9 protein-coding genes are annotated in these 23,058 nt (G+C 55.0%); all 9 read left to right on the top strand.

What is annotated here, in order from left to right:
• The first annotated feature begins 19 nt into the window (after nucleotides 1–19).
• The 9 genes from SBI19_RS06930 to SBI19_RS06890 all read left to right on the top strand — a co-directional run bounded on the left by SBI19_RS06930 (nucleotide 20) and on the right by SBI19_RS06890 (nucleotide 23,050).
• On the top strand, nucleotides 20–535 hold the full coding sequence (locus tag SBI19_RS06930) for an adenine phosphoribosyltransferase (protein ID WP_317966382.1): 516 nt from the start codon (nucleotides 20–22) through the stop codon (nucleotides 533–535).
• A gap of 250 nt (nucleotides 536–785) precedes the next feature.
• Nucleotides 786–2,972 (top strand): RelA/SpoT family protein, encoded by a 2,187-nt coding sequence (locus tag SBI19_RS06925; protein ID WP_317966380.1) that lies wholly within the window; start codon nucleotides 786–788, stop codon nucleotides 2,970–2,972.
• A 60-nt stretch (nucleotides 2,973–3,032) separates the two neighbouring features.
• The gene (dtd, locus tag SBI19_RS06920) at nucleotides 3,033–3,497 is read left to right on the top strand and encodes a D-aminoacyl-tRNA deacylase (protein WP_317966378.1); all 465 of its coding nucleotides are present in this window, start codon (nucleotides 3,033–3,035) and stop codon (nucleotides 3,495–3,497) included.
• A gap of 102 nt (nucleotides 3,498–3,599) precedes the next feature.
• A complete protein-coding gene (locus SBI19_RS06915) occupies nucleotides 3,600–3,770 on the top strand; it encodes a hypothetical protein (RefSeq protein ID WP_317966376.1) in 171 nt (56 codons plus the stop codon).
• 520 nt (nucleotides 3,771–4,290) lie between these two features.
• Nucleotides 4,291–8,223: an amino acid adenylation domain-containing protein gene (locus SBI19_RS06910; protein WP_317966374.1), complete on the top strand. Its 3,933-nt coding sequence runs from the start codon at nucleotides 4,291–4,293 to the stop codon at nucleotides 8,221–8,223.
• A gap of 230 nt (nucleotides 8,224–8,453) precedes the next feature.
• Nucleotides 8,454–9,545 carry a hypothetical protein gene (locus SBI19_RS06905; protein WP_317966372.1) on the top strand — a complete coding sequence of 364 codons (1,092 nt, stop codon included), beginning with the start codon at nucleotides 8,454–8,456 and terminating at the stop codon, nucleotides 9,543–9,545.
• Nucleotides 9,535–12,897 carry an amino acid adenylation domain-containing protein gene (locus SBI19_RS06900; protein ID WP_317966370.1) on the top strand — a complete coding sequence of 1,121 codons (3,363 nt, stop codon included), beginning with the start codon at nucleotides 9,535–9,537 and terminating at the stop codon, nucleotides 12,895–12,897. The genes SBI19_RS06905 and SBI19_RS06900 overlap by 11 nt, the downstream gene beginning before the upstream one ends.
• 204 nt (nucleotides 12,898–13,101) lie before the next feature.
• Nucleotides 13,102–13,830: a thioesterase II family protein gene (locus SBI19_RS06895; protein ID WP_317966368.1), complete on the top strand. Its 729-nt coding sequence runs from the start codon at nucleotides 13,102–13,104 to the stop codon at nucleotides 13,828–13,830.
• Nucleotides 13,831–13,834: 4 nt separating this feature from the next.
• The gene (locus SBI19_RS06890) at nucleotides 13,835–23,050 is read left to right on the top strand and encodes a non-ribosomal peptide synthetase (protein WP_317966366.1); all 9,216 of its coding nucleotides are present in this window, start codon (nucleotides 13,835–13,837) and stop codon (nucleotides 23,048–23,050) included.
• Nucleotides 23,051–23,058 lie beyond the last annotated feature (8 nt).

Below are 23,058 nucleotides of genomic sequence, written 5' to 3'. Positions count from 1 at the left end.
TGAGAGGAAGTTAAGCTTCATGAATTTCAAAGACTACATTCGCGTCATCCACGACTACCCGCAGCCGGGTATCCGTTTCAAAGATATTACGACCTTGCTTCAGAATGGCCCTGCTTATCGTGCAGCTATCGAAGCGATGAAGGCTGCAGTAGAACATTTGGAGATCGACGTAGTAGCCGGTCCGGAAGCGCGCGGCTTCGTTATTGGCGCTCCGCTTGCAATCTCGATGGGCGTAGGGTTCGTTCCTGTTCGCAAGCCAGGCAAGCTGCCATTCGACACGGTGCAAGCAAGCTATGATCTCGAATATGGCAACGACAGCCTTGCGATTCATACGGATGCGATCAAGCCAGGTCAACGCGTTCTTATTGCGGACGACCTGCTTGCCACAGGCGGTACGATCGCAACGACGATCAATCTGATCCGCCAGCTTGGCGGCGAAGTGGTCGGCGCATCGTTCCTGATTGAGCTTGGTTACCTGCCAGGCCGCGAGAAGCTCGGCAGCGGCATTGAAATTAACTCACTCATTACGTATTAATTCTCAGCTAGACCCAGTAAGTTTACACAAACAAGTTGAGTTTCGTTTACTATCAAGACACGTCCATAATGGGCGTGTTTCTTTTATACAGGTAAAAGCGCACAACAGCTATCCACAGTCTAAGAGTTGACGCCGCGTTGGTTTAACAGGCATAATAGCTTTAATCCATTATGAATGAATCGTGTACGACAGAGATCGTTTGATTAGGGCAAACGGGGGGAATTCGACTCGTTTCGGAAAGGGACGTTGCATGGGCATAGAGCAGTTACTTGAAAAGGCATCGACCTACATGAAGGAACAGGATCTGCTGCATGTGCGCGAAGCTTATGCTTTTGCGGAGCAGGCGCATTACGGCCAAGTCCGTAAATCGGGTGAGCCGTACATTTTGCACCCCGTTGCTGTAGCAGAAATTCTTGTCGACATGCAGATGGACGTGATGTCGATTATTGCGGCGCTGCTGCATGATGTTGTCGAAGACACGACCGTCGAGTTAAGTGCGGTGCGCGCGCGGTTCGGCGACACGTGTGCGATGCTGGTCGATGGCCTGACGAAGCTAGAGAAAATCCAATTCCGGTCGAAGGAAGAGCAGCAGAACGAGAACTATCGCAAAATGTTCGTCGCAATGGCACAGGACATTCGCGTTATTCTCATCAAGCTTGCCGACCGGCTCCACAATATGCGTACGCTGAAATTCCAGTCGGAAGAGGCGCAGCGCCGCATCGCGTATGAGACGCTTGAAATCTTTTGTCCCATTGCGCATCGGCTCGGTATCAGTGCGATCAAGTGGGAGATGGAGGATATTGCACTCCGTTACTTGAACCCGCAGCAATATTATCGGATCGCCAACTTGATGAAGAAGAAACGGACCGAGCGGGAACGATATATCGCGGACGTAATTGCACGAATATTCGAGAAGATGGAGGAAATGGGCATCGAAGGCGACATTTCCGGCCGTCCGAAACATATCTACAGCATTTATAAGAAAATGACGATCAAGAACAAGCAGTTCAACGAGATTTATGATCTGCTTGCTATTCGCATTATTGTCGACAATATTAAAGACTGCTACGCGACGCTTGGCATTATTCATACGTTGTGGAGACCGATGCCAGGCCGTTTCAAAGACTATATCGCGATGCCGAAGACGAACATGTATCAGTCGCTCCATACGACCGTCATTGGGCCTAATGGGGAACCGACCGAGGTGCAAATCCGGACATGGGACATGCACCGGACGAGCGAATACGGCGTTGCTGCTCACTGGGCATACAAGGAAGGCAGTTCGCATGTTGTAGCAGGCGGTAATTTCGAGGATAAAATGTCCTGGTTCCGCGAAATCGTTGAGCTTCAGCAGGACGCGAAGGATGCTTCGGAATTTGTCGAATCGCTGAAGATGGACTTTTTCTCCGATCTTGTATTCGTGTTCTCGCCCAAAGGCGAAGTGTTCGAGCTGCCAGCCGGCTCCGTGCCGCTGGACTTTGCTTACCGCGTGCATACGGAGGTCGGCAACCGTACGATCGGCGCGAAGGTCAACGGCCGTATCGTCCCGCTTGATCATAAGCTGAAGACGGGGGATATCGTCGAGATTCTCACCTCGAAACATTCGTACGGTCCTTCACAGGATTGGGTGAAGATCGCACAATCATCCCATGCGCGCAGCAAGATCAAGCAGTGGTTCAAGAAAGAGAAACGCGACGAGAATGTGGCGAAGGGCCGCGAGCTGCTGGAGCGCGAGATCAAGCGTCTAGGACTCGAAGCTTCGGTATGGCTGACGGAAGATAAGCTGCAGGAAGTTGCGACGAAATTCACATTCAACGATATAGAAGATATGCTCTCCGCTATCGGCTTCAACGGGATAACAGCAGCGCAGGTATGCTCCAAGCTGACCGAGAAGCTTCGCAAAGAGGCGGAGGAAGCAAGTCTCATCGAGCTGTCCAACGAGCCGCATGAGATGAAGTCGCCTGGCGCGAAACGCAATCGACCGAATTACGGTGTCACTGTCAAAGGCATCGACAACCTGCTCGTTCGATTCGCACGCTGCTGCAATCCCGTTCCGGGCGATGATATTATCGGCTATATTACACGCGGCCGCGGCGTATCCGTGCATCGACTGGACTGCACGAACATTCCGGCATCAGGCGAAGGCGAAGAGGCGGATCGCGTTATTGAGGTCGAGTGGGAAGAATCGATTGAGGCGAATTACAGCGTCGATATCGAGATTACGGGCCATGACCGCAGAGGCGTTCTGAACGAGGTGCTGCAGGCCGTATCCGAGAGCAAGACGAATATTTCGGCGGTGACAAGCCGTGCGGTGAAGAACAAGATGGCGATGATCCATATGACCATCCTTATTCGGAACGTACAGCATTTGGAATCCGTCGTCGAGAAGATCAAACGCGTCAAAGATATTTATTCCGTTCAGCGGATTATGCAATAGCACATTATACGACTGCCTGCCCAATTGGGCAGGCGGTTTTAAGATTGAGGGCAGAAGAATATGAGAGTTGTATTACAGCGCAGCAAGCAAGCATCGGTAGAAGTAGACGGCACAACCGTTGGCGCGATCGACCACGGTCTTGTGCTGCTCGTCGGCGTCACACATGATGATACGGAGAAAGACGCGAAATGGCTGGCGGACAAAATCGCCGGTTTGCGCATTTTCGAAGATGACGCCGGGAAAATGAATTTATCCATTCAGGACGTCGGCGGATCCATCCTGTCGATTTCGCAGTTTACGCTGTACGGCGATTGCCGCAATGGCAAACGTCCGAACTTCATGGCAGCGGCTCGTCCTGAGCCTGCAGAGGCGCTGTACGATCGATTCAATGCGCTGCTGCGCGATGCAGGGCTTCATGTCGAAACAGGTCGTTTTGGCGCTATGATGGATGTATCCTTGGTCAATTGGGGGCCGGTTACCCTAATTCTGGACAGTCCAAGTTCAAACCAAGCTCCGAACAGCTAACTTCTTGTCGCAGGGCGGTTACTTTACCCGAATTCGGAAACAATACGGATAGCGAAATGCCGTCTTCACGGCAGACGACTGACGTAAGGGAGCTGGATTCGATTGCATCAATCGCGTAAGGAGCAAAGCGTAGAGCGGGCGAATCGACGCCTGCTGTTCACAGATCGCAAGGAAGCGATGCTGCTGGACGAATGGGAGGACGACATGGAGGCGGCTGCCGAATGGTCGCATGGCACAATGCCAGCGAGAAGGCATAGCCAAGAGCAGACGTAAACGCTTTATTTTTTGTAATCTGATTGTAATGCGTTTAACATCTTTCCTTAACATCATCGGTCTATACTAGAACTCGACCCCCTTTTTTAAAATATACTTTGGATAACCTGCGGCATATGCTGCAGGTTTTTTTCTGTCTTTTTTCACAAAAGTTTAACACTGAAACATTATTGGAATCAAATATTAGTATGTTAATAAATGGGTTTGTAAAAATATTAATGTATCGTGTGCTGTAACAGTTCTTCGCTCACTTGTGTAGGAAGTATTCATTTATTACAACATTGCATCATGATAGAACATCTTTATTCTTAGAAATTGAGAATAATCGTCATGTCCAGCTATGTGGCTTGGAAGATAGCCAGACCTATTGACCAAATTTCCAACTATGATTACAATCAGAACGAAACGAACATGGTTAAACGATCTAACTATAGTCATATTTGTCAGAATGTGAACTTGTTAGCAATTGTCGAAATGCTGGTGCAACGCACTCATACTCGAGAGAGGGGATGAACAAGCTTTGAATCAACATTTGTCGGATGATCGAATAACCGAGGGGCAAATTCGCGATTTTTGGTCCGAGCTGCTGGCAGACTGGCAAGCCGATCAGGTGATCATGCCCGATATGAAGCCGCATCCAGGGCAGCAGTCCTCTCGTGTATGTCGATGGCTATCCGAATACGATCAGGTCGATCGATATTGCAAGAACCGAGAAGATTTGAAAGCTGTTTTTTTGTTGACCGCATTATCGGAAACGTTTTCTGCACTTGCAATCGAAGAAGCGGATCTCGTTATTGCCATGCCGGCAATACGTCCGAAGGTTGCCTCTGAGGACACGAAAATGTGTGAAAACGTCGTTGATTGGCTGCCGATTCGGTTTCGAAAGGGTTCGGGAACGGAAAACATTAGAGATGTATTGCAGCGGAACTTAGAAACAGTAAAGCTGTGTTATAAGCATCAGTCACACGATGAACGGCTGTTTCAATCGATCAGAGACCAATTTCCTAGTGAGATTAGCAGGATTCGGTTCGTATATGAGCCGCTCCATGGCGCAATCGCAACACAAGAAGATGAGGCGGATTTGATTTTAAAGGTGGGTAATGATGACGATTGTCGATTACGTATCGAGCTGATAGGAACGGCCTATTATAGTTCGACACTTCTTGCAACGCTTGCAGAGACTTATGTGCGAGTTTTATCCGAAACCGTTCGCACTGAGCTTCGAGTCCCGCTAGCGCAGATGGATTTACTAGCCGATCACGAGAAAGATAGGCAGGCTGCGTGGAACGAGACGGTTCACGATTTCGATCCGGAATCTTCCATAACGGATGTATTCGAGCGGCTTGTATTCCAGCAGCCAGACCGTCCTGCTGTCGTAGATGATGGCACGGAATGGTCATACAAGGAGCTTCATCTCCATGCGCTGAACGTGGCGATACGGCTGCGTGCCGGAGGCTTCAAACGAGGAGATCGAATTGCCGTTATGATGGAGCGATCAGCTCCTTGGCTTGCTGCATTTCTAGGAATATTACATGTCGGCTGTGTATATGTGCCTATCGATCCTGCCTATCCGGCTGAACGGATCGAAGCTATGCTAAGCGACAGCGAAGCGGCAGCTTGTATCGGTGATCGCGGCAGTCCAATGAATTGGACAGGGGCCTATTTCCACATCCGTGAGTTTATAACCTCAATGACTTCCTCAGTACTACACTTCGACAACAACCGCAGCAATGGTGCTGCAGAGCCGAATGCGCTGGCCTATCTGCTGTTCACCTCAGGATCGACCGGACGACCGAAGGGCGTCATGATCGGACATCGCGGCGTCATTAATCTAACCAACTTGTTCAAACAGACAATGGGCATTGGCCCGGAAGACCGCATCATCCAGTTTGCAAGCGCTTCCTTTGATGCTTCCATCTGGGAAATCACGATGGCGCTGCTGACAGGAGCATCGCTAGTTATAGCCAAGCCCAATCAGATTGCGGATTCGAGATCGTTCGAAGCGCTGCTGCGTGAACAGCGTGTAACTGCGGCTACCTTGCCGCCTTCTTATGCATCACAGCTTGAACCAGACCGAATTCCGAGCCTTCGCACGCTTATTACAGCTGGTTCCGAAGCCCACCCCGAGCTGCCTGCCAGATGGAGCGGTAAGCTTCGCTACTATAATGCCTATGGCCCGACGGAAACGACCGTATGTGCAACCATCTGGGAAAGCCCTAAGCCGACTGTTGCTGAAGGTTCAGCGACGCCGATACGCTCGATCGTCCCCATCGGGAGACCGCTGCCGAATATGACCGTCACGATCGTAAACAGCAGGCTGCAGCGGCTGCCTGCAGGTATGGCAGGCGAGCTGTGCGTAGGCGGGATCGGATTGGCGCAAGGTTATTGGAATCGACCGGAGTTGACGGCTGAACGATTCGTCCTACTGCCAGAGGATGGCACACGCGTCTACCGAACTGGGGATTTGGCACGATGGACTGAAATGGGAGATATAGAGTTTCTAGGACGAATCGACCAGCAGGTGAAGATTCGCGGCTTCCGAATCGAGACAGAGGAAGTAGCGCTTGCGGTACGCAGCTTGAAGGGCGTCGAGACGGCTGTCGTTGCGGCGAAGCCGGATGAGCGCGGGGAGCAGGTCCTGATCGCCTATTACACCGGCGAGGAGACACGGAGTTGGAAGGAGCTTGCCGCCAGCCTTGCCGCCAAGCTGCCGCGCCATATGCTGCCCGGACTGTGGGTAAGCCTTCCGGTCATTCCTCTCACGATCAATGGCAAACCTGATCGAAAGGCGCTGCCGAGCGCTGCCGAAGCTGCTGCAATGATGGAAAGAGAGATATTCGAATCACCGCGCAGCGAAGCAGAGAAAGATTTAGCGCGATTATGGTCGAGGGTCATATCCGTCGATAACATCGGGCGACATGACCGCTTCTTCGAGATCGGTGGACATTCCTTGAAAGCGGCTAAGCTTGGCTCGTTATTGTACGAGCAATTCGGCGTTGATCTTCCGCTTGAGCAGCTTGTTCATCATGATTCGCTTGCAGCTATGGCTGCCCTGATCGAACGGGAAAGGCAGCATCGGGCGCTAGAGCCGATTACACCTGCAACGAAGGCTGCAGCATACCGAGCCTCTCCTGCGCAGCGACGCGTCTATGCGGTCGAGAAATCGAGACAGGCAGGCGCCTTATACATTCTTCCTTTCGCCCTCTGGGTAAGCGGCGAGTTCGCGCAAGCTGATCGTTTCGAGTCCGCGCTGCGCAAGCTAATCGATCGGCATGAACCGCTGCGAACGTCGTTCGGCTGGCAGGAAGGTGAGCTGGTGCAGCAGATTGATGAGCAGGTGCCTTTTCATCTCAATAGGCTGTCGCTGCCGATTGAGCAGCTCTCTGATATCGCCGATTTCATGAGCCATACGTTCTTGGTCGAGCAAGCCCCGCTGCTGCGTGCGGATTGGATTGATTGGTCTGATGGACGCACGATGTTGTTCATCCAGCTGCATCACCTTATCGCGGACGGCATGTCGTTAGGGTTATTGCTTCAAGATTTGATGGCGCTGCTTGCCGAACGTCAGCTTGCACCGCTTCGACTCCAATACAAAGACTACAGCGAATGGCTGCTGACGAGCGGTTATGAACAGCAGGACCGAATGGCGGAAGCAGAAGCACATTGGCTTGGCCGCTTCTCCGATAGACAGAGCAGCCGCGAGCTGCCCATCGACTATTCGCGCGGGGCGATGCGGCAATTCGCCGGCGATACGATTGCCATTCAGTGGGAAAGCTCGCTTGCTGATGGCTTGCGACAGCTTGCGCTTCAATGCGGCGCGACTGTTCATCTGACTTTGCTTGCTGCGTATTACGTGCTTCTTAGCCGGACGACCGGTGAGCATGACTGGATGGTAGGGTCACTGCACGCAGGACGAAGCCATCCAGACGCAGCCGAGATGGTCGGCATGTTCGTTCATACGCTGGCTCATCGCCAACTTGTACGCGAGCACTTGCCGTTTGACGAGTTCGTGAGCCTAGTGAAGCAAGCTGTCATGGAAGATTATGCGCACAGCGCCTACCCATTCGAGACGCTTGTCCGAAGGCTTGGCATACGAGATACGTCGCGCAACCCGCTGTTCGATACGATGTTTGTTCTGCAAAATCTCGAAATCCCGCACGCCTCGATAGAGGGGGTAGCGTTAACCTCTCATCGACTGGAAGAGCGACTGACACGATTCGATCTCGTCTTCCAGGCGTGGGACAACCCGGATGGCATGCTCCTGTGGATTACTTATGCCGTCGCTCTGTTCCGTCGATCGACGGTGGAGCAGCTTGCATCCGATTATCGGCTGCTGCTCGAGCAGCTTGTCGCTGCCCCATCGACACTTATTGGAGACTTGAAGCTGATGAAACGAGCTGCACAAGCGCAGACAGTCGTTTCCGCAGGGTCGGCGCTTGATTTTGAATTCTGATGGCAGTTGAACTCATCACATTATAGTGAGCGTTCAAAAAGTCGGGTTTTCAGCACCGAGAAGATTGCGAGAACCTGAAGGAGGAGGAACGGAGTGTAGGCAAAACCTACATGAGTACCGGACTCCGAAGGTGAACGCAAGGTTCGACGTCGAATAGGCTTCCTGATTCACTTCGTGATCAAAAGACGACTTTTTGAACTACTTATATAAGCATTGGAGGCTGATGAAGAATGGCAATCGCATTGGAAACAAGACGGGTTCTGCCGATCGCAGAGCCGGATATTGCTACGTACGCGCACAATGCTTATTTCATGTCCATGTTGTATGCAGACGAGATGGCGATGCGCTGGGTGTACAGCAATCATGTTCAGCTCAAGGTGACGCTTTTTCCGAACGGGACTGAGGGCAATTCGTTATTCGTCGATTTCACGACACCTTGCCCGTTATCGGCTTCTATCTCTTTCCTGCAGGGCTCCGAGCAAATGACCCGCGACTCGATCAAGGAGACGGGCAGCTTTACCGATTTCGTCAGGCGCAAAATTAGCCGAGGCTTCTACGTCTTCGCCTCGCTCGATGAATATTACATTCCGGGAAGCTTGAGCTACAACAATCGTTATTTTGTACATAGCATGATGATTCATGGTTACGACGATGAGCTTCAGCAGTTCCACGTGATGGGCTTCTTCGCGAATCAGAAGCTGGCCTCTCGATTGGTAGATTATGCGGATGTCGAGCAGGCGTTTGCCAATCTCGAAGGGTATTATACCGAGGATTTTCATCGAATGGTCCATATGCTCCGCATCAACGAAGAACGCAGGAAGGGAATGGAGTTCAAGCTGTTCTGGGTGATGGAGCAGATTCAAGACTACTTGAACGCTAAGCCAACGACATACGCGAATTATGCGATGGATGAACTCCCGCCGTTTCCTTCGATGTATGGGATCGATATTTATGGCGAACTCGTACGGCGGATCGACGATCAATTGAACGGCAAAGATGTCGTCGATCACCGTCCACTGCTCATTCTGTGGGAGCACAAGCGCGTCATGAACGCTCGTCTGGACTTTATGGAGAAGAACGGGATCTTTCAGTTCGACCAGCAGGTGCGGGAAGGGTATGAGCGGATGGAACAGTCTGCCCTAGTGATGAAAAATACGATTCTGAAGTTCTGGCTGTCGCAGGATGTACGTTTCCTTCATCAGCTGCGTGAGCGGCTCGTGCAGATGGAGCAAGACGAGAGGGTCATCATGACTTCCATGCTCGAGCAATATGCAGCGAATCCACAAGGAAGAGCGAAGGAGAATGGCGCCTATGCCTTTTGAAGCATCGAACCATCAGACGGTTGCCGGCGGGGTTGTGCATGAAGCGGATCGGCTGTTCTGGCGTAACCTGCTTGGGAACGAGCAGGAGCTGACACGGATTGCTGCTGACAGCAGAAAACCCGGGGCGAGGACGATTGCCCATCACCGACTGATCTGTGATGAAGCATTGACCGCTTTGCTGCACGGAAGAAGCAGCGGTTCGGATTACGCAATGTATTTGCTGCTGACAGGCGCGCTTGCGCTTGTAGCTGCTCGATATGCGAATCAGCGCGAGGTGCTGCTGGTGACGCCGGCATTCGAAATAACGCGAGAAGGAGGGATGGATAACGGACTGCTTGTCATGCCTGTTGCCCTTCGGCAGCAGGACAACACAAGAACGTATTTGAACGGGATGCGGGATATGCTTCGCAGCGTGATGGAGCATCAGCGCTACCCTTTCGATCGGTTAGTTAGGGAGATTGGATGGGTCGCTCAAGAAGAAGAGCGTCTTACTCTGCCGATTGCAATCGGCTTCAGCCGGCTGCAATCGAAGCTCGCGATCGACGTTTATGACGCCGAGCTGCAATTCTGGTTCAGCGATTCGGAGGACGGTCGTCTGCAGTTAGAGCTTGCCTATAATGTGCAGCTCTACTCGGAGCCGCTCATCGAGCAAATCAGCACGCACTGGCAATCGGCCGTTCGGGAGCTGGCTGTTCAGACGGATACGACGCTTGCCGACCTGGAATGGCTGCCCGCGTATGATCGCTCGCTTGTTATCGAGGAGTGGAACGCGACGTCGGGGCCATACCCTTCGGAGGCAACCCTTCACAGCCTGTTCGAGGCGCAGGCGCTTCGCACGCCGGATGCCCTCGCTGCCATGTGCCGCGACGAACGGATCTCCTATCGCAAACTGGATGAATGGTCGAACAAGATTGCAAGAACGCTTCGACAGGCTGGCGTTGCAGCTGGTTCTCGCGCTGCAGTGCTGTGCAGCCGCTCGGTTGCGATGGTTGCGGCCGTATTAGGCGTCCTGAAAGCGGGAGGCGCATACGTCCCGCTTGATGCGGCATGGCCGAAGCGCAGGCTGGAAACCGTCCTGCAAGAAGTAGGGGCAACGCATATCGTGACGATGAAGCAGGCGTGGGAGCCAGTTGCGGATCTGGCACGGCAAGTTCGCTCCGTCGAGCGCGTCCTTCTGCTGGATGAAGAGAGCGAGCAAGCGGAGCCTGCGGTCTCGCGTCCGGAGTTGATAGTGCGCATGTTCGACGATATTGCGACTGCTGCCCATGACCGAGTATCGGCGGGCGGATTCATCAGCGCCTATACGGGTCTTCCTTATACCGTAGAAGAGGTCAATCAATATGTGGACCGTGTTGTTGAGCTCGCTAGGCCGTACGCACGCGAAGATAAGCAGGTGCTGGAGGTGGGCTGCGGTTCTGGCTTAATTATGTTTGAGCTTGCACCCTTGTTTGGGTCCTACGTTGGTCTTGATCCTTCGCCGGTGACGCAGCAGCGCAATGAGCAGATTCGGGGCGAACGCGGACTCGCGAATGTTACGCTGCTTACCGCATTCGCAGACAGCATGGCGAATATGGAGAGTGCGTCATTCGATTTGATATTGCTGCCAAGCGTATTTCAATTCTTCGAAGGCTATCGGTATGCAGAGAAAGTGATGCGTCTGGGGCTGCGGCTGCTGAAGCCCGGCGGAAAGATCATGATTGCCGACGTGCCGGACGAGGAAACCAAAGAGCAATTCCGTACTTCGCTCGACCAGTTCCGCCGCGACTACGGGATGGTCTATCAGTCCCGGTTCAATGTGGACCAGCATCTCTATGCGAATGAACGATTTTTCCGCAGCTATGCGGCCTCATACGCCAATGTATCCATCGAGGTTTCTCGCCGAACAGGATTCCGCAACGAGCTGCGTTATCGATTTGACGTTGTCATGACCTTGAATGGCGATTACGCGGAAGCGGAGCGGGAGCTTTACGTTTCAGGCGGTCGAATCGCAATGGAAAGCGGAGCGGCGCTCGAACCTGCCGCCACTCCTGATGATACCGCGTATGTGCTGTTTACATCAGGCTCAACCGGTACGCCCAAAGGTGTCGTCGTCACCCATCGTCCGGTCGTCAACGTCATCGATTGGGTGAACGGAACGTTCGGCGTGAACGAGCGAGACCGATTATTTTTCGTTACTTCGTTATGCTTTGATCTATCGGTCTACGACATGTTCGGCATGTTCGCCGCAGGCGGCGCCATTGATATCGTGCCGGAGGAAGAGGTGAAGCGGCCGGAGGGTTGGCTGAAGCGAATGGCGGAAACGGGCATTACGATTTGGGATTCAGCGCCCGCTGCACTAGCGCAGTGCGTGCCTTATTTGGAGCGACAGACTTCGGAAGCTGTTCCGCTCCGTCTAGCCCTTCTAAGCGGCGATTGGATTCCGCTGACGCTGCCCGGTCAATTGAACAGCCGTTTCCCAGGCATTCGAGTTGCCGCGCTTGGCGGCGCGACGGAAGCATGCATTTGGTCCAACTGTTATGAGGTTGGCGGGGTCGACCCGGCTTGGGCAAGCATTCCGTATGGGAAACCGATTCGCAACGCGCGGTATTACATTTTGGATCGGAATTATCGACCATGCCCGATCGGTGCAATCGGCGAGCTGTATATAGGAGGCGAATGCTTAGCTTCCGGTTATCACTCCGAGACGCTGACGTTGGAGCGGTTTATTCCTGACCCGTACTCGGCGCGCGCTGAAGGTGTCATGTATCGGACGGGCGATTTGGCACGATGGATGCGCGACGGCAATATCGAGTTTCTCGGCAGAACGGATCATCAGGTCAAAATCCGCGGGTACCGCGTCGAGCTGGGCGAAATCCAAGCGAAGCTGCTGCGTTATCCAAGCATTGGACAATGCATCGTGCTGGATCGGGCGGATGGCAGCGGCATGAAGTCGCTGTGCGCTTACTACGTCGCAGAAGAAGATTATCCAGTGCGGGCGCTGCGCGATTATTTGGGTGCCGAACTGCCGCCGTATATGATTCCTTCTTATTTCATTCGTGTGGATGGCATTCCTGTCACTTCGAACGGCAAGGTTGACCGTTCCGCGCTGCCGGAGCCGCAATCCGTTGTTCGTCCGGATGAAGCTCATGAGCCGCCAGGTAACGAGATGGAAGCCGAAATCGCAGAGCTGTGGAAGGAACTGCTCGAGATTGACAAAGTGAGCGTGCTCGATGATTTCTTCGAAATCGGAGGCCATTCTCTCCTTGCGGTGAAGATGGAGCTTGAGATGGAGCTGCGCGGCTATATTATCTCGCCTGAGCAGTTCGCGCAGTGCCGCACGATTCGTGATCTGGCGCAGCATACGACTAAATAGAGGTTGTTCAAAAAGTCGACTTGTGATCACGAAGTGAGAGAGGAAGCTGACTCGACGTCGAAGCTTGCGTTCACCCTCGGAGTCCGGTACTCATGTAGGGTTAGCCTACACTCCGTTCCTCCTCCTTCAGGTTCTCGCAATCTTCTCGGTGCTGACAACCCGACTTTTTGAACACGTATTAAATAGACGGACGGAGAGTGCCGATTGAAGTTATTTTGCTTACCTTATGCGGGGGGCTCCGCGAACTTATACGCTGCGTGGAGACGGCGGTTTCAGGCAGGGATAACCTGCGTGCCTATCGAGCTGGCGGGAAGAGGGATTCGCCGTCGGCTCTCTTTCTATGAAGGGATGAACGAAGCGGCGGAAGATGTGATCGAGCAATTGATGAGTCATGCAGCGGACGGCGAACCTTATGCGCTGTTCGGCCACTCGATGGGCGGCATGATCGCATACGAAGCTGCGCATCTCGTTCACGAGCGGCGGCTGCCGCCGCCTCAGCTCGTTATTTTCTCCGGCCGGCCTGCGCCGCATGTTGTGCGTTCGGACGCTGATATTCATGGGCAGCCGGATGCTGAATTTATGAAGCGAATCGAAGAGATGGGCGCTACTTCGGCAGAACTGTTCGCTGACTCGCAGCTGCGAGCGATTTTTCTGCCCGTATTGCGGGCGGATTTTCGACTTGTGGAGACTTATGAATATATACCGCGGTTGCCGCTTCCTTATCCGTTTCTCGTCGTTGCAGGCACGACTGAACGTTGGTCCGAGGAGGAGCTGGAAGGGTGGCGTCTTCATACGTCGGCAGCATGCCGCGTGATGCGGCTTGAAGGCGGTCATTTCTATTGGAACGGCAACCCGGAACCGATTACTTCGCTGCTTATGGAGGAGCTCCAACAACTGCGCTTGCACGCTAACATCGGGTGGGAAGGGGGATAAGAGGATGAAATTTGCCGACTTAGCCTCGATGCTCGAGCAACGGGCGAAGGATGAGGCAGGAGCAAGCATTGTGTTCATACGCAGGAGAGGGGATGAACGGCTGTCGTACCGTCAGCTGTACGAGGACAGTCTTCGACTGGCTGCCCGGCTTCGTGCAAGCGGCATGCGGCGCGGCGATGAAGTCGTGCTTCGCATGGATGACATGCGAAACTTCGTGAAGGCTTTCTGGTCGGTCGTGCTTGGGGGCATGGTTCCCGTTCCGCTTGCTGCCGGCAACGGAGATGAAAGCTTGGCGAAGCTGAACAAGGTATGGGGGATACTGAGGCGTCCTTGGCTTCTTACTGATGAGGCGGATGCGGTCCATCAGTCGGTTGAAGCGGGTAGTCTGCCCCTTTCGGCGGAAGCAGTTGTGGATTGGACGCAATTCCTGGGTCAACCGGATGGAACGATAGCGGACGTGGAACAGCTTGAGTCGGAGTTGAAATTAGAGTTGAAGTCTCATCGCGGCGCAATCGATTCGCTAGCTTTTATTCAATTCTCGTCCGGCTCGACCGGTGATCCCAAAGGCGTCATGCTCACGAATCGCAACTTAATGTCCAACATGGATGCAATCGTATCCGGCTCGCATTCAACGCCAACCGATCGTTCGCTGAGCTGGATGCCGCTGACGCATGATATGGGATTGATCGGGTTCCATCTGTCACCCATCTACGCGGGAATGGATCAATACCTCATGCAGCCCGCGCAATTCATGATGGACCCTGCGATGTGGCTGGACAAAGCTTCGGAGTATCGGATTACGTCGATCGCGTCGCCGAATTTCGGCTACAAGCATGTGTTGGGGCGATTGAAGCAGGCAGATAAGCAGGGCTGGGACTTGTCCGCCATCCGGCTGATCTTCAACGGAGCGGAGCCGATCTCCGCGCAATGGGCGAATCGATTCGTCGAAGCGCTGGCGGACTGCGGATTGAATTCAACTGCGATGTTCCCGGTATACGGGATGGCGGAGGCGACGCTCGCGGTTACTTTTCCACCTGTAGAGGAACGGCTCGTATCGGTGTCGGTGCAGCAGCAATCGCTGAAGCTTGGCGATTCAGCCGTGATCGCTTCTGAATCTGCTGGTGATGAAGCTGGGACGTTGACGTTCGTCGATGTCGGTCTGCCGGTAACCGATTGCGAGGTTCGCATTACAGATGAAGAGGATCGTTCGCAGGCTGAGCTTACGGTCGGCCACATTCATATTCGAGGTGCCGGCGTAACGACGGGGTATTACAACGACGCAGAAGCGACCAGCGCCGCGATTACGGCGGACGGCTGGCTGCGTACGGGCGATATCGGATTTATGAAGGCAGGCCGATTGATCATTACAGGGCGATTCAAGGACATGATGTTCGTTCGCGGGCAAAATGTTTATCCGCATGACGTCGAACGCCGTGCGGAGGAGCTGGATGGCATTGGCAACGGCCGAGCGGCTGTCTGCGGAGTGAAACAGCCTGCTTCCGGCGAAGAGGAAATCGTCCTATTCGTCGTTCATCGCGGCAAGCTGGAACGGTTTGCCGAGCAGGCAAGAAGCTGGCGCCGGCAGCTCAATCGCGAGTTGGGTACGGACGTCTACGCCATTGTGCCGATACGGACCATCCCGCGGACGACGAGCGGCAAGATCCAGCGATATTTGCTTGCGGAGCGGTGGCGGGACGGTGAGTGGACGGGCGTCATGCAGGAGCTGGCGGAGCTTGAGGCGATGGAGCAGCATCCTTGCGCCGATCAGGATCATGCAAGTTCCCGTTTGATCGAGTTACAGGCTGGAGGAGATTCGGAGCGGTTCGAAGAGCTGTCTGCTATCTGGCGAGAAGCGCTTGGACAAGAGCAGCTAACCATTGGCTGGGACAGTCACTTCATGGAGCTCGGCGGCAACTCGCTCAAAGCGGCAGATGCCGCTTATGCGATGAGTACACGCTGGGCCGTTGATATTTCGATTCGCGAGCTGTACCAGTATCCGACGCCTCGCTTATTGTTAGCTCATTTGGCGGTGAGTGAGAAGAAAGTCTCTGTCGATGATTCAGCTGTGTATTCAACTGTGCATTCAAATGAGATGCAACAACTGGTGCAACCGAAGCGGAATGAGCCGTACACGACTGTCTCTTATGCAGAGACTCGTATGGCGCTAGTTGAGCAAGCGGAGGGAATCGGAAGTGCTTATGTCATTGCGATAGGACTGCAAGCAGACGGTCCTTTAGCTTCGGAGAAGGTACATGCTGCATTAACGGCTTTAATCGAACGGCATGAGACGCTGCGAACGAGCTATCGCTGGCTGGAGGGGGAAGTTAGAGCGGTACCAGTCAAGGCGGGGCTATGGAGGAATAGAGATTGGTGGGGTGTCGTACAGGCTGAGAGCGGTCGTGCCTCGCAAGAGCACCAAGCTCTGATTCTAAGGCCGTTCGATCTAACATCGCCTCCATTGCTGCGTGCGCTGCTGGTTACAGATGGTCAAAACCGGCATGAACTTCTACTTGCTGTCCATCATATCGCCGCCGACGGCGTTGCGATGAATGTATTGCTGCGTGAATTCGCTGCGCTGCTCGATGGCACTGTTCTGTCGGAACGATCCGCTCAAGAGCGTTATAGAGATTATGCGCAGCGGGAGCAGGTACGGCTTCACTCCGGTGTTATGACGTCCTCGCAGCGATATTGGAAGGAGCGGCTGGCTGGCCGGCTGCCTGTGATCGAATGGCCTGGTGCTTCCGCAAGGGCGGACAAGCGTACCTACCGAGGCGGTACGGTGCAAGTTCAGCTGCCTGCATCAGCGGCAGGCGAACTGCATCGTCTGGCAGCAGCTCAACATGCGCCGATGTCCGCTGTTCTGCATTCGCTGTTCGGTGCACTGCTCTACCGTTTCACTGGGCAGGAAGAGATGGTGATCGGCTTGCTGCTGGCAGGGCGCGATCATCCGAGCACAGCCGAGACGGTTGGCATGTTCAATAACTATGTGCCGATCCGCATGCAAGCGACAGGCAGCGGATCATTCAATGATCTGCTGGCGCTAACGAGCATGACCGTGCTGGATGCGCTTCACCATGGCGGTCTCCCTTATGAACAGATAACAGCACTTGCAGAGTTCCCTCCACAGCGGGGACGCAATCCGCTGTTCGATACGATGCTCGTGCTGCACAACCAAGCGGAAGGCATTCGAACGACGTTCGAGGCTGCAGGCTGTCGATTCGAACAGCAGTTTCTGGACACGAACAGCGCGAAGCTGGACTTGAAGCTCGATGTGTTTCCCGAGCGCACAGGTGAACTCACCTGTGTCTGGGAGTACAACGACGCGATCTTCACGCGGACGGCTGCGCAGCGATTGGCTGGACTGTGGTTGAAGCTGGTTAAGCAGGCGGTTGAACGTCCGGACGCGCCGATCCGCGAGCTCCGACTGCTGGACGAACAGGAGCGGGAGCAATTATTGCACAAGTTCAACAGGACGGCGGTGGACCATCCGTCCGATTCGGCGACGTTGCACGAGATGTTCCGCAGACAAGCGGAACGTACGCCTGAGCGGGTCGCGGCGGTGTTCGACGGAGGGACGGCGAGGCTGACATACCGCGAGCTCGACGAGCGGTCAGGTCGGCTCGCCAAGCAGCTCCGGGCAGCGGGCGTGCGTCTAGGGGGCGCAGTAGGCCTCATGTCCGAGCGCTCGCCTGCGCTTATGATCGGCGTTCTCGCGATTCTGAAGGCAGGCGGGGCTTATGTGCCGCTGCCGCCGGATTTTCCAACGGAGCGGCTGCGTTTCATGGCGGAGGACTGCGGCTTGAAGGTCTTATGCGTACAGCAAGGCTGGGAGCGGATCGCCGGCGAGGCGTTTCCTGCGCAGCTGATGATTACCCTTGATACTGACGGATACCGCGATGCAGCCGAAACGGAAGCAGTAGATGAATCAGATCTTGGCGGCGATTGGGATGCAACGATCGGAGCTGATGCCACAGCCGATGATCTCGCCTACATTATGTTCACCTCCGGCTCAACAGGCAGACCGAAAGGCGTCATGATCCGCCACGGTGCCGTTATGAACCGAATCGGCTGGATGCAGCGCGCGTATCCGCTCCACGGGGAAGACGTCGTCGTGCAGAAGACGCCATACAGCTTCGACGTCTCCGTCTGGGAGCTGTTCTGGTGGATGCTCGCCGGCGCATCAGTGGAGTTCCTTGCGCAAGGCGCAGAGAAAGATCCGGCTGCGCTGCTGGAGGCCATTGAAGAGAGCGGCGCGACGACGATCCATTTTGTGCCGTCGATGCTGGCAGTCTTCACCGAGTCGGCACTGTCGCGGCCACATGAGCAGCTTCAGCGGAAGCTGCGAACGCTGAGGCGCGTGTTCGCAAGCGGCGAAGCGCTGCAGCTGAGCCATGTCGAGCGGTTCTATGAGCTGCTGGCTCACGCGCGGAACGCCGAAGCTCGATTGATCAACCTGTACGGTCCGACCGAAGCAACGGTGGACGTGACGGTATATGAATGTGAGCCAGACGAAAAGCTGCGCAGTGTGCCGATTGGCCGTCCGATCGATAACACGACTGTTTATGTCCTAGATCCGGATGGCTTGGAACTGCAGCCGATCGGCGTTCCAGGCGAGCTGTGTATTGGCGGCGTTCAAGTGGCAGCGGGATATGTGAATCGCCCAGAGCTTACGGCAGAGCGATTCGTGCCTGATCTCTTCTCGGATACCCCAGGCGCACGGCTGTATCGGACAGGCGATCTGGTACGTTGGACGGAAGAGGGACTGCTCGACTATATTGGCCGGATCGACAATCAGGTCAAAATCCGCGGCTACCGCATCGAGCTCGGCGAGATCGAGCGAGCGCTGCTATCGCACGAGGCTGTATCCGAGGCGGTGGTGAGCGTCATTGATGGCGCATCTTTGGTTGAAGGAGATCGCTCCTTATGCGCCTACATCGTCGCCAATCGCGCGTGCACGGCACGAGAGCTTCGCGAGCATTGCGCAGCATTGCTCCCAGCCTACATGCTGCCGGCGTCGTACGTGCAGCTCGCACATATGCCGATGACGGCAAGCGGCAAAGCAGACCGCAAGGCGCTGCCGAAGCCGCAGGCAGGCGAAGCGCTCGAGATGATCGCTGCATACGTACAGCCGCGTACAGACACTGAGAAGGCGCTGACACTGCTGTGGCAGCAACTGCTCGGACGCGAAATAATTGGCGCTGATGACGATTTCTTCGAAATTGGCGGGCATTCATTGAAGGGAGCGTCATTGCTGGCTTCTATCCATCGGACATTCCAATGCACATTGACGCTGCGCGACCTATTCGATCGACCGACTGTTCGACTGCTGGCCGCCCGCATTGAAGAAGCGAAGGGCGAAGTTCAACAAGATGCGTACATGGACATTCCGAAGCAGCCCATTCAAGCCGTCTATCCGTTGTCTACGGGGCAAAATCGGTTGTTCGTGCTGCAGCAGCTCGATCCGACAAGTACAGGCTATCATGTCTCTGCTACGCTGCGCATTGCGGGTACGCTCGACCAAGCACGCTTGCGTGCGGCGATCGATGCGCTTATTGCGCAGCATGACATGCTGCGAGCTTCTTTCCACTGGGAAGACGGACAACCGGCGATGCGGATCGCACCGTCTGCCGAAGCGGATTGGGAGTGGGGCGATGAACGAGATCTCGTGAACCCAGCCATCGATGAAGCCAGTCATTCGCTGCCGTTCGAGCTCGATCGCGCTCCGCTTCTTCGATTAAGGTTGACGGCCGCGAGCAGCGTCCAGCATACGCTGACGCTTGAGCTGCACCATCTTATCGCCGATGGCTTATCGATCGCCGTATTGGCGAGGCAGTTTATGGCGTTGTATGAGGGCCAAGTATTGGAGCTGCCTCAAGTATCCTATATGGATTACATTGCATGGCAGGAGCAGTGGCTGGCATCATCGCAGAGCGAGAAGCAGGAGTCGTTCTGGCTGCAGACGCTGGCTGGAACGCCGCCGACATTGACGCTTCCGGCTGATTACAGCCGCCCGGATCGCTTGGAGTTTGCAGGCGACGATGTGCGGATCGAGTTGAATGAATCGCTGGCGGCGCGACTGCAAGCGCTTAGCGGAGACGCTGGCGCTTCGATGTACATGACACTGTTGTCCGCTTTCCAAGCGCTGCTCTACCGATATACGGGGGAAGAGGACATTTGGATCGGCACACCAGTCGGCGGCAGACCGCATGCGCAGTTAAGCGAGCTGATCGGGATGTTCGTCAATACGGTCGTCATTCGCAGTACGCCGCATGGCAGCATCACCTTCCGCGAGCTTCTCGCGCAAACGCGAGAGCAAACGATATTGGCGCTGGATAACGATCGGTATCCGTTCGAGCGGCTGGTCGATAAGCTGTCCGTTCGGCGGGATAACAGCCGTAATCCGTTGTTTGATGTCATGTTTATTTTGCAAAATACAGCCATTCCGTCGGTCGCATGCGGAGATACCGTATTCGAGTCTGTCGATCGGCCAGCGGCAGCGTCCAAGTTCGATCTGACGTTGGAAGTGATCGAGAAGGCAGGCAGCCATTCGCTGCAATGCCGATTCGAATACCGGACAAGGCTGTTCCGCCGAGAGCGGATCGAGCGGATGGCCGCCCATTGGATTCGACTGCTAGAGGCGGTAGTCAGCAGCCCGGATGTGCCGATCGCCGATCTGCCGCTGCTGGACGAGCAGGAACGGGTGCAACTGCTGCATACGTTCAATAGGACGGCAGTGGATCATCCGTTCGAGTCGATGACCTTGCACGAGATGTTCCGTCGGCAGGTCGAACGTACGCCTGAGCGTGTCGCGGCTGTGTTCGGCGATGGTGCCGAGACGCTGACATACCGCGAGCTTGATGAGCGGTCGGATCTACTTGCGATGCAGCTTCGGGCACAAGGCGCAGCACTCGGGGACGCAGTTGGCCTCATGGCCGAGCGGTCGCCGGCTCTGATTGTCGGCGTACTCGCGATTCTGAAGGCAGGCGGAGCGTATGTGCCGCTGCCGCCTGATTTTCCGGCGGAGCGACTGCGCTTCATGGCCGAAGACAGCGGGCTGAAGGTCTTATGCGTACAGCATAGTTGGGAGCGAGTCGCTGCGGAGGCGCTTGCGACGCAGCTCATCATCACGCTTGATGGAGATGGAAATTGTGAGGCGACTCAATCCGATGCGGTACATGCCATCGATCTCAACGAAGTACACATTACTGCTGACAATCTTGCCTATATTCTGTTCACCTCCGGTTCGACCGGTAGACCGAAAGGTGTCATGATCCGCCATGAGGCTGTCATGAACCGTATCGGCTGGATGCAGCGTGCTTATCCGCTTCAAGCGGAGGATGTCATCGTGCAGAAGACGCCATACAGCTTCGACGTCTCCGTCTGGGAGCTGTTCTGGTGGATGCTCGCAGGCGCATCAGCTGCTTTCCTGGCGCCAGGCGCCGAGAAAGATCCGGCAGCACTTCTGGAGGCCATGGAGGCGAGCGGCGCGACGACAATCCATTTTGTACCGTCCATGCTTGCAGCCTTCACCGAGACAGCGCAGTCGCAGCCAGTAGAGCAGCTTCAGCGGAAGCTGCGAACGCTAAGGCGTGTATTCGCAAGCGGCGAAGCGCTGCAGCCGAGCCATGTCGAACGGTTCTACGAGCTGATGGCTGTCGCACAGAACGCCGATGTTCGGCTGATCAATCTGTACGGTCCGACCGAAGCAACGGTGGACGTGACGGTATATGAATGTGAGCCAGGAGCAACGCTCCGCTCGGTACCTATCGGCCGTCCGATCGATAACACGACCATTTATGTCCTAAGCCCGAACGGCACGGAACTGCAGCCTATCGGCGTACCGGGAGAATTGTGTATTGGCGGCGTTCAAGTGGCATCGGGATACGTGAATCGTCCTGAGCTTACAGCAGAGCGGTTCGTTCAAGATCACTTCTCTGATCATCCTGGCGCACGCATGTATCGGACAGGCGATTTGGTTTGCTGGACGGAAGAGGGACTGCTTGATTATATCGGGCGAATCGATAATCAGGTCAAAATCCGCGGCCATCGCATCGAACTTGGTGAAATAGAGCGAGCGCTGCTATCGCACGAGGCTGTATCCGAGGCGGTGGTGAGCGTCGTTGATGGCGCAGCTTCGGTTGAAGGAGATCGCTCCTTATGCGCCTACATCGTCGCCAATCGCGCGTGCACGGCACGAGAGCTTCGCGAGCATTGCACAGCATTGCTTCCAGCCTACATGCTGCCGGCAGCATACGTGCAGCTCACACATATGCCATTGACGGCAAGCGGCAAAGCAGACCGCAAGGCGCTGCCGAAGCCGAAGGAAGGCGCGGCACTAGGGACAGGTACCGCATATGCAGAGCCTCGTACTGAGACCGAGAAGGCGCTCGCAGCACTCTGGCGGCAATTGCTGCAGCGTGAGGAAGTGGGCATACGGGATCAATTTTTCGAGCTGGGCGGCAATTCACTGCTGCTTATTCGACTTCATCGGGCGCTGCAGGATCGGTATCCGCAGTATGAATCGGTCAGCGTAGGCGATCTGTTCGCCTTCCCGACAATCGAGCAATTGGCACGGCATCTAGATGAGATCAGCAGTCAGAATCAGAATGCGGAAACGCCTGAGCTGATCGCGCTGCCGGACAGCTGGAGGGTCGAACTGGAGCCAAGCAGCTCCATACAGCTTTATCGTTCTGCCCTGCCGCAGGAAACGGTAGAGCAGTTGACAGCGCTTGGTCAGTCCGGTGGTCTTGGCGCACAAGAAGCGGGGCTTGGCGTATTCGTGCTCGTACTCGCTCAGCAGCTAGGTCGGCCAGCTTATGAACTGGCTGTGGATGGCTTCGGCAATCAGGTGAGACTGCTCAAGGTCGATCTTCGCCAAACACGAGGTTTTGCTGATCTATTGGCTTCCATCGGCAGTTGGCAGATTGAACAGACACCTGTACGAGCTGCAGCGCCGAAGCGAAACATGATGCGGGCAGGCGATGCATTAGTGATCTATCGCGCTATGCCATCGGCAGAGCTGACGGTGGATTGGACAAGCAGGGCCGCCATCGTGTTTGGTGTAGAGCTTGGTTCCGCGCATGATTCCGCGACGGCCAGCCTGCTGCTTCGCATCGATGCGTCAGTGGTCAGCAAGCAGAAGACGGCACAGCTCATGCAAGCGTTCGCCGCTGCCTGCCGCAAGCTGGCCCCTGCCGTTGCATCCCGCGCAGAGCTTTAGCTGGAGCA

The organism is Paenibacillus sp. CCS19 (assembly GCF_033239625.1).
Classification (GTDB): domain Bacteria; phylum Bacillota; class Bacilli; order Paenibacillales; family Paenibacillaceae; genus Paenibacillus_T.
Note: the sequence above shows the minus strand (reverse complement) of the source record. Positions and strands in the feature narration are given on the sequence as shown.

What these genes read in the sequence shown, in the direction of transcription:
- SBI19_RS06930 (WP_317966382.1), top strand. Translation starts at nt 20, where the DNA reads ATGAATTTCAAAGACTACATTCGCGTCATCCACGACTACCCGCAGCCG.
- SBI19_RS06925 (WP_317966380.1), top strand. Translation starts at nt 786, where the DNA reads ATGGGCATAGAGCAGTTACTTGAAAAGGCATCGACCTACATGAAGGAA.
- dtd (WP_317966378.1), top strand. Translation starts at nt 3,033, where the DNA reads ATGAGAGTTGTATTACAGCGCAGCAAGCAAGCATCGGTAGAAGTAGAC.
- SBI19_RS06905 (WP_317966372.1), top strand. Translation starts at nt 8,454, where the DNA reads ATGGCAATCGCATTGGAAACAAGACGGGTTCTGCCGATCGCAGAGCCG.
- SBI19_RS06900 (WP_317966370.1), top strand. Translation starts at nt 9,535, where the DNA reads ATGCCTTTTGAAGCATCGAACCATCAGACGGTTGCCGGCGGGGTTGTG.
- SBI19_RS06890 (WP_317966366.1), top strand. Translation starts at nt 13,835, where the DNA reads ATGAAATTTGCCGACTTAGCCTCGATGCTCGAGCAACGGGCGAAGGAT.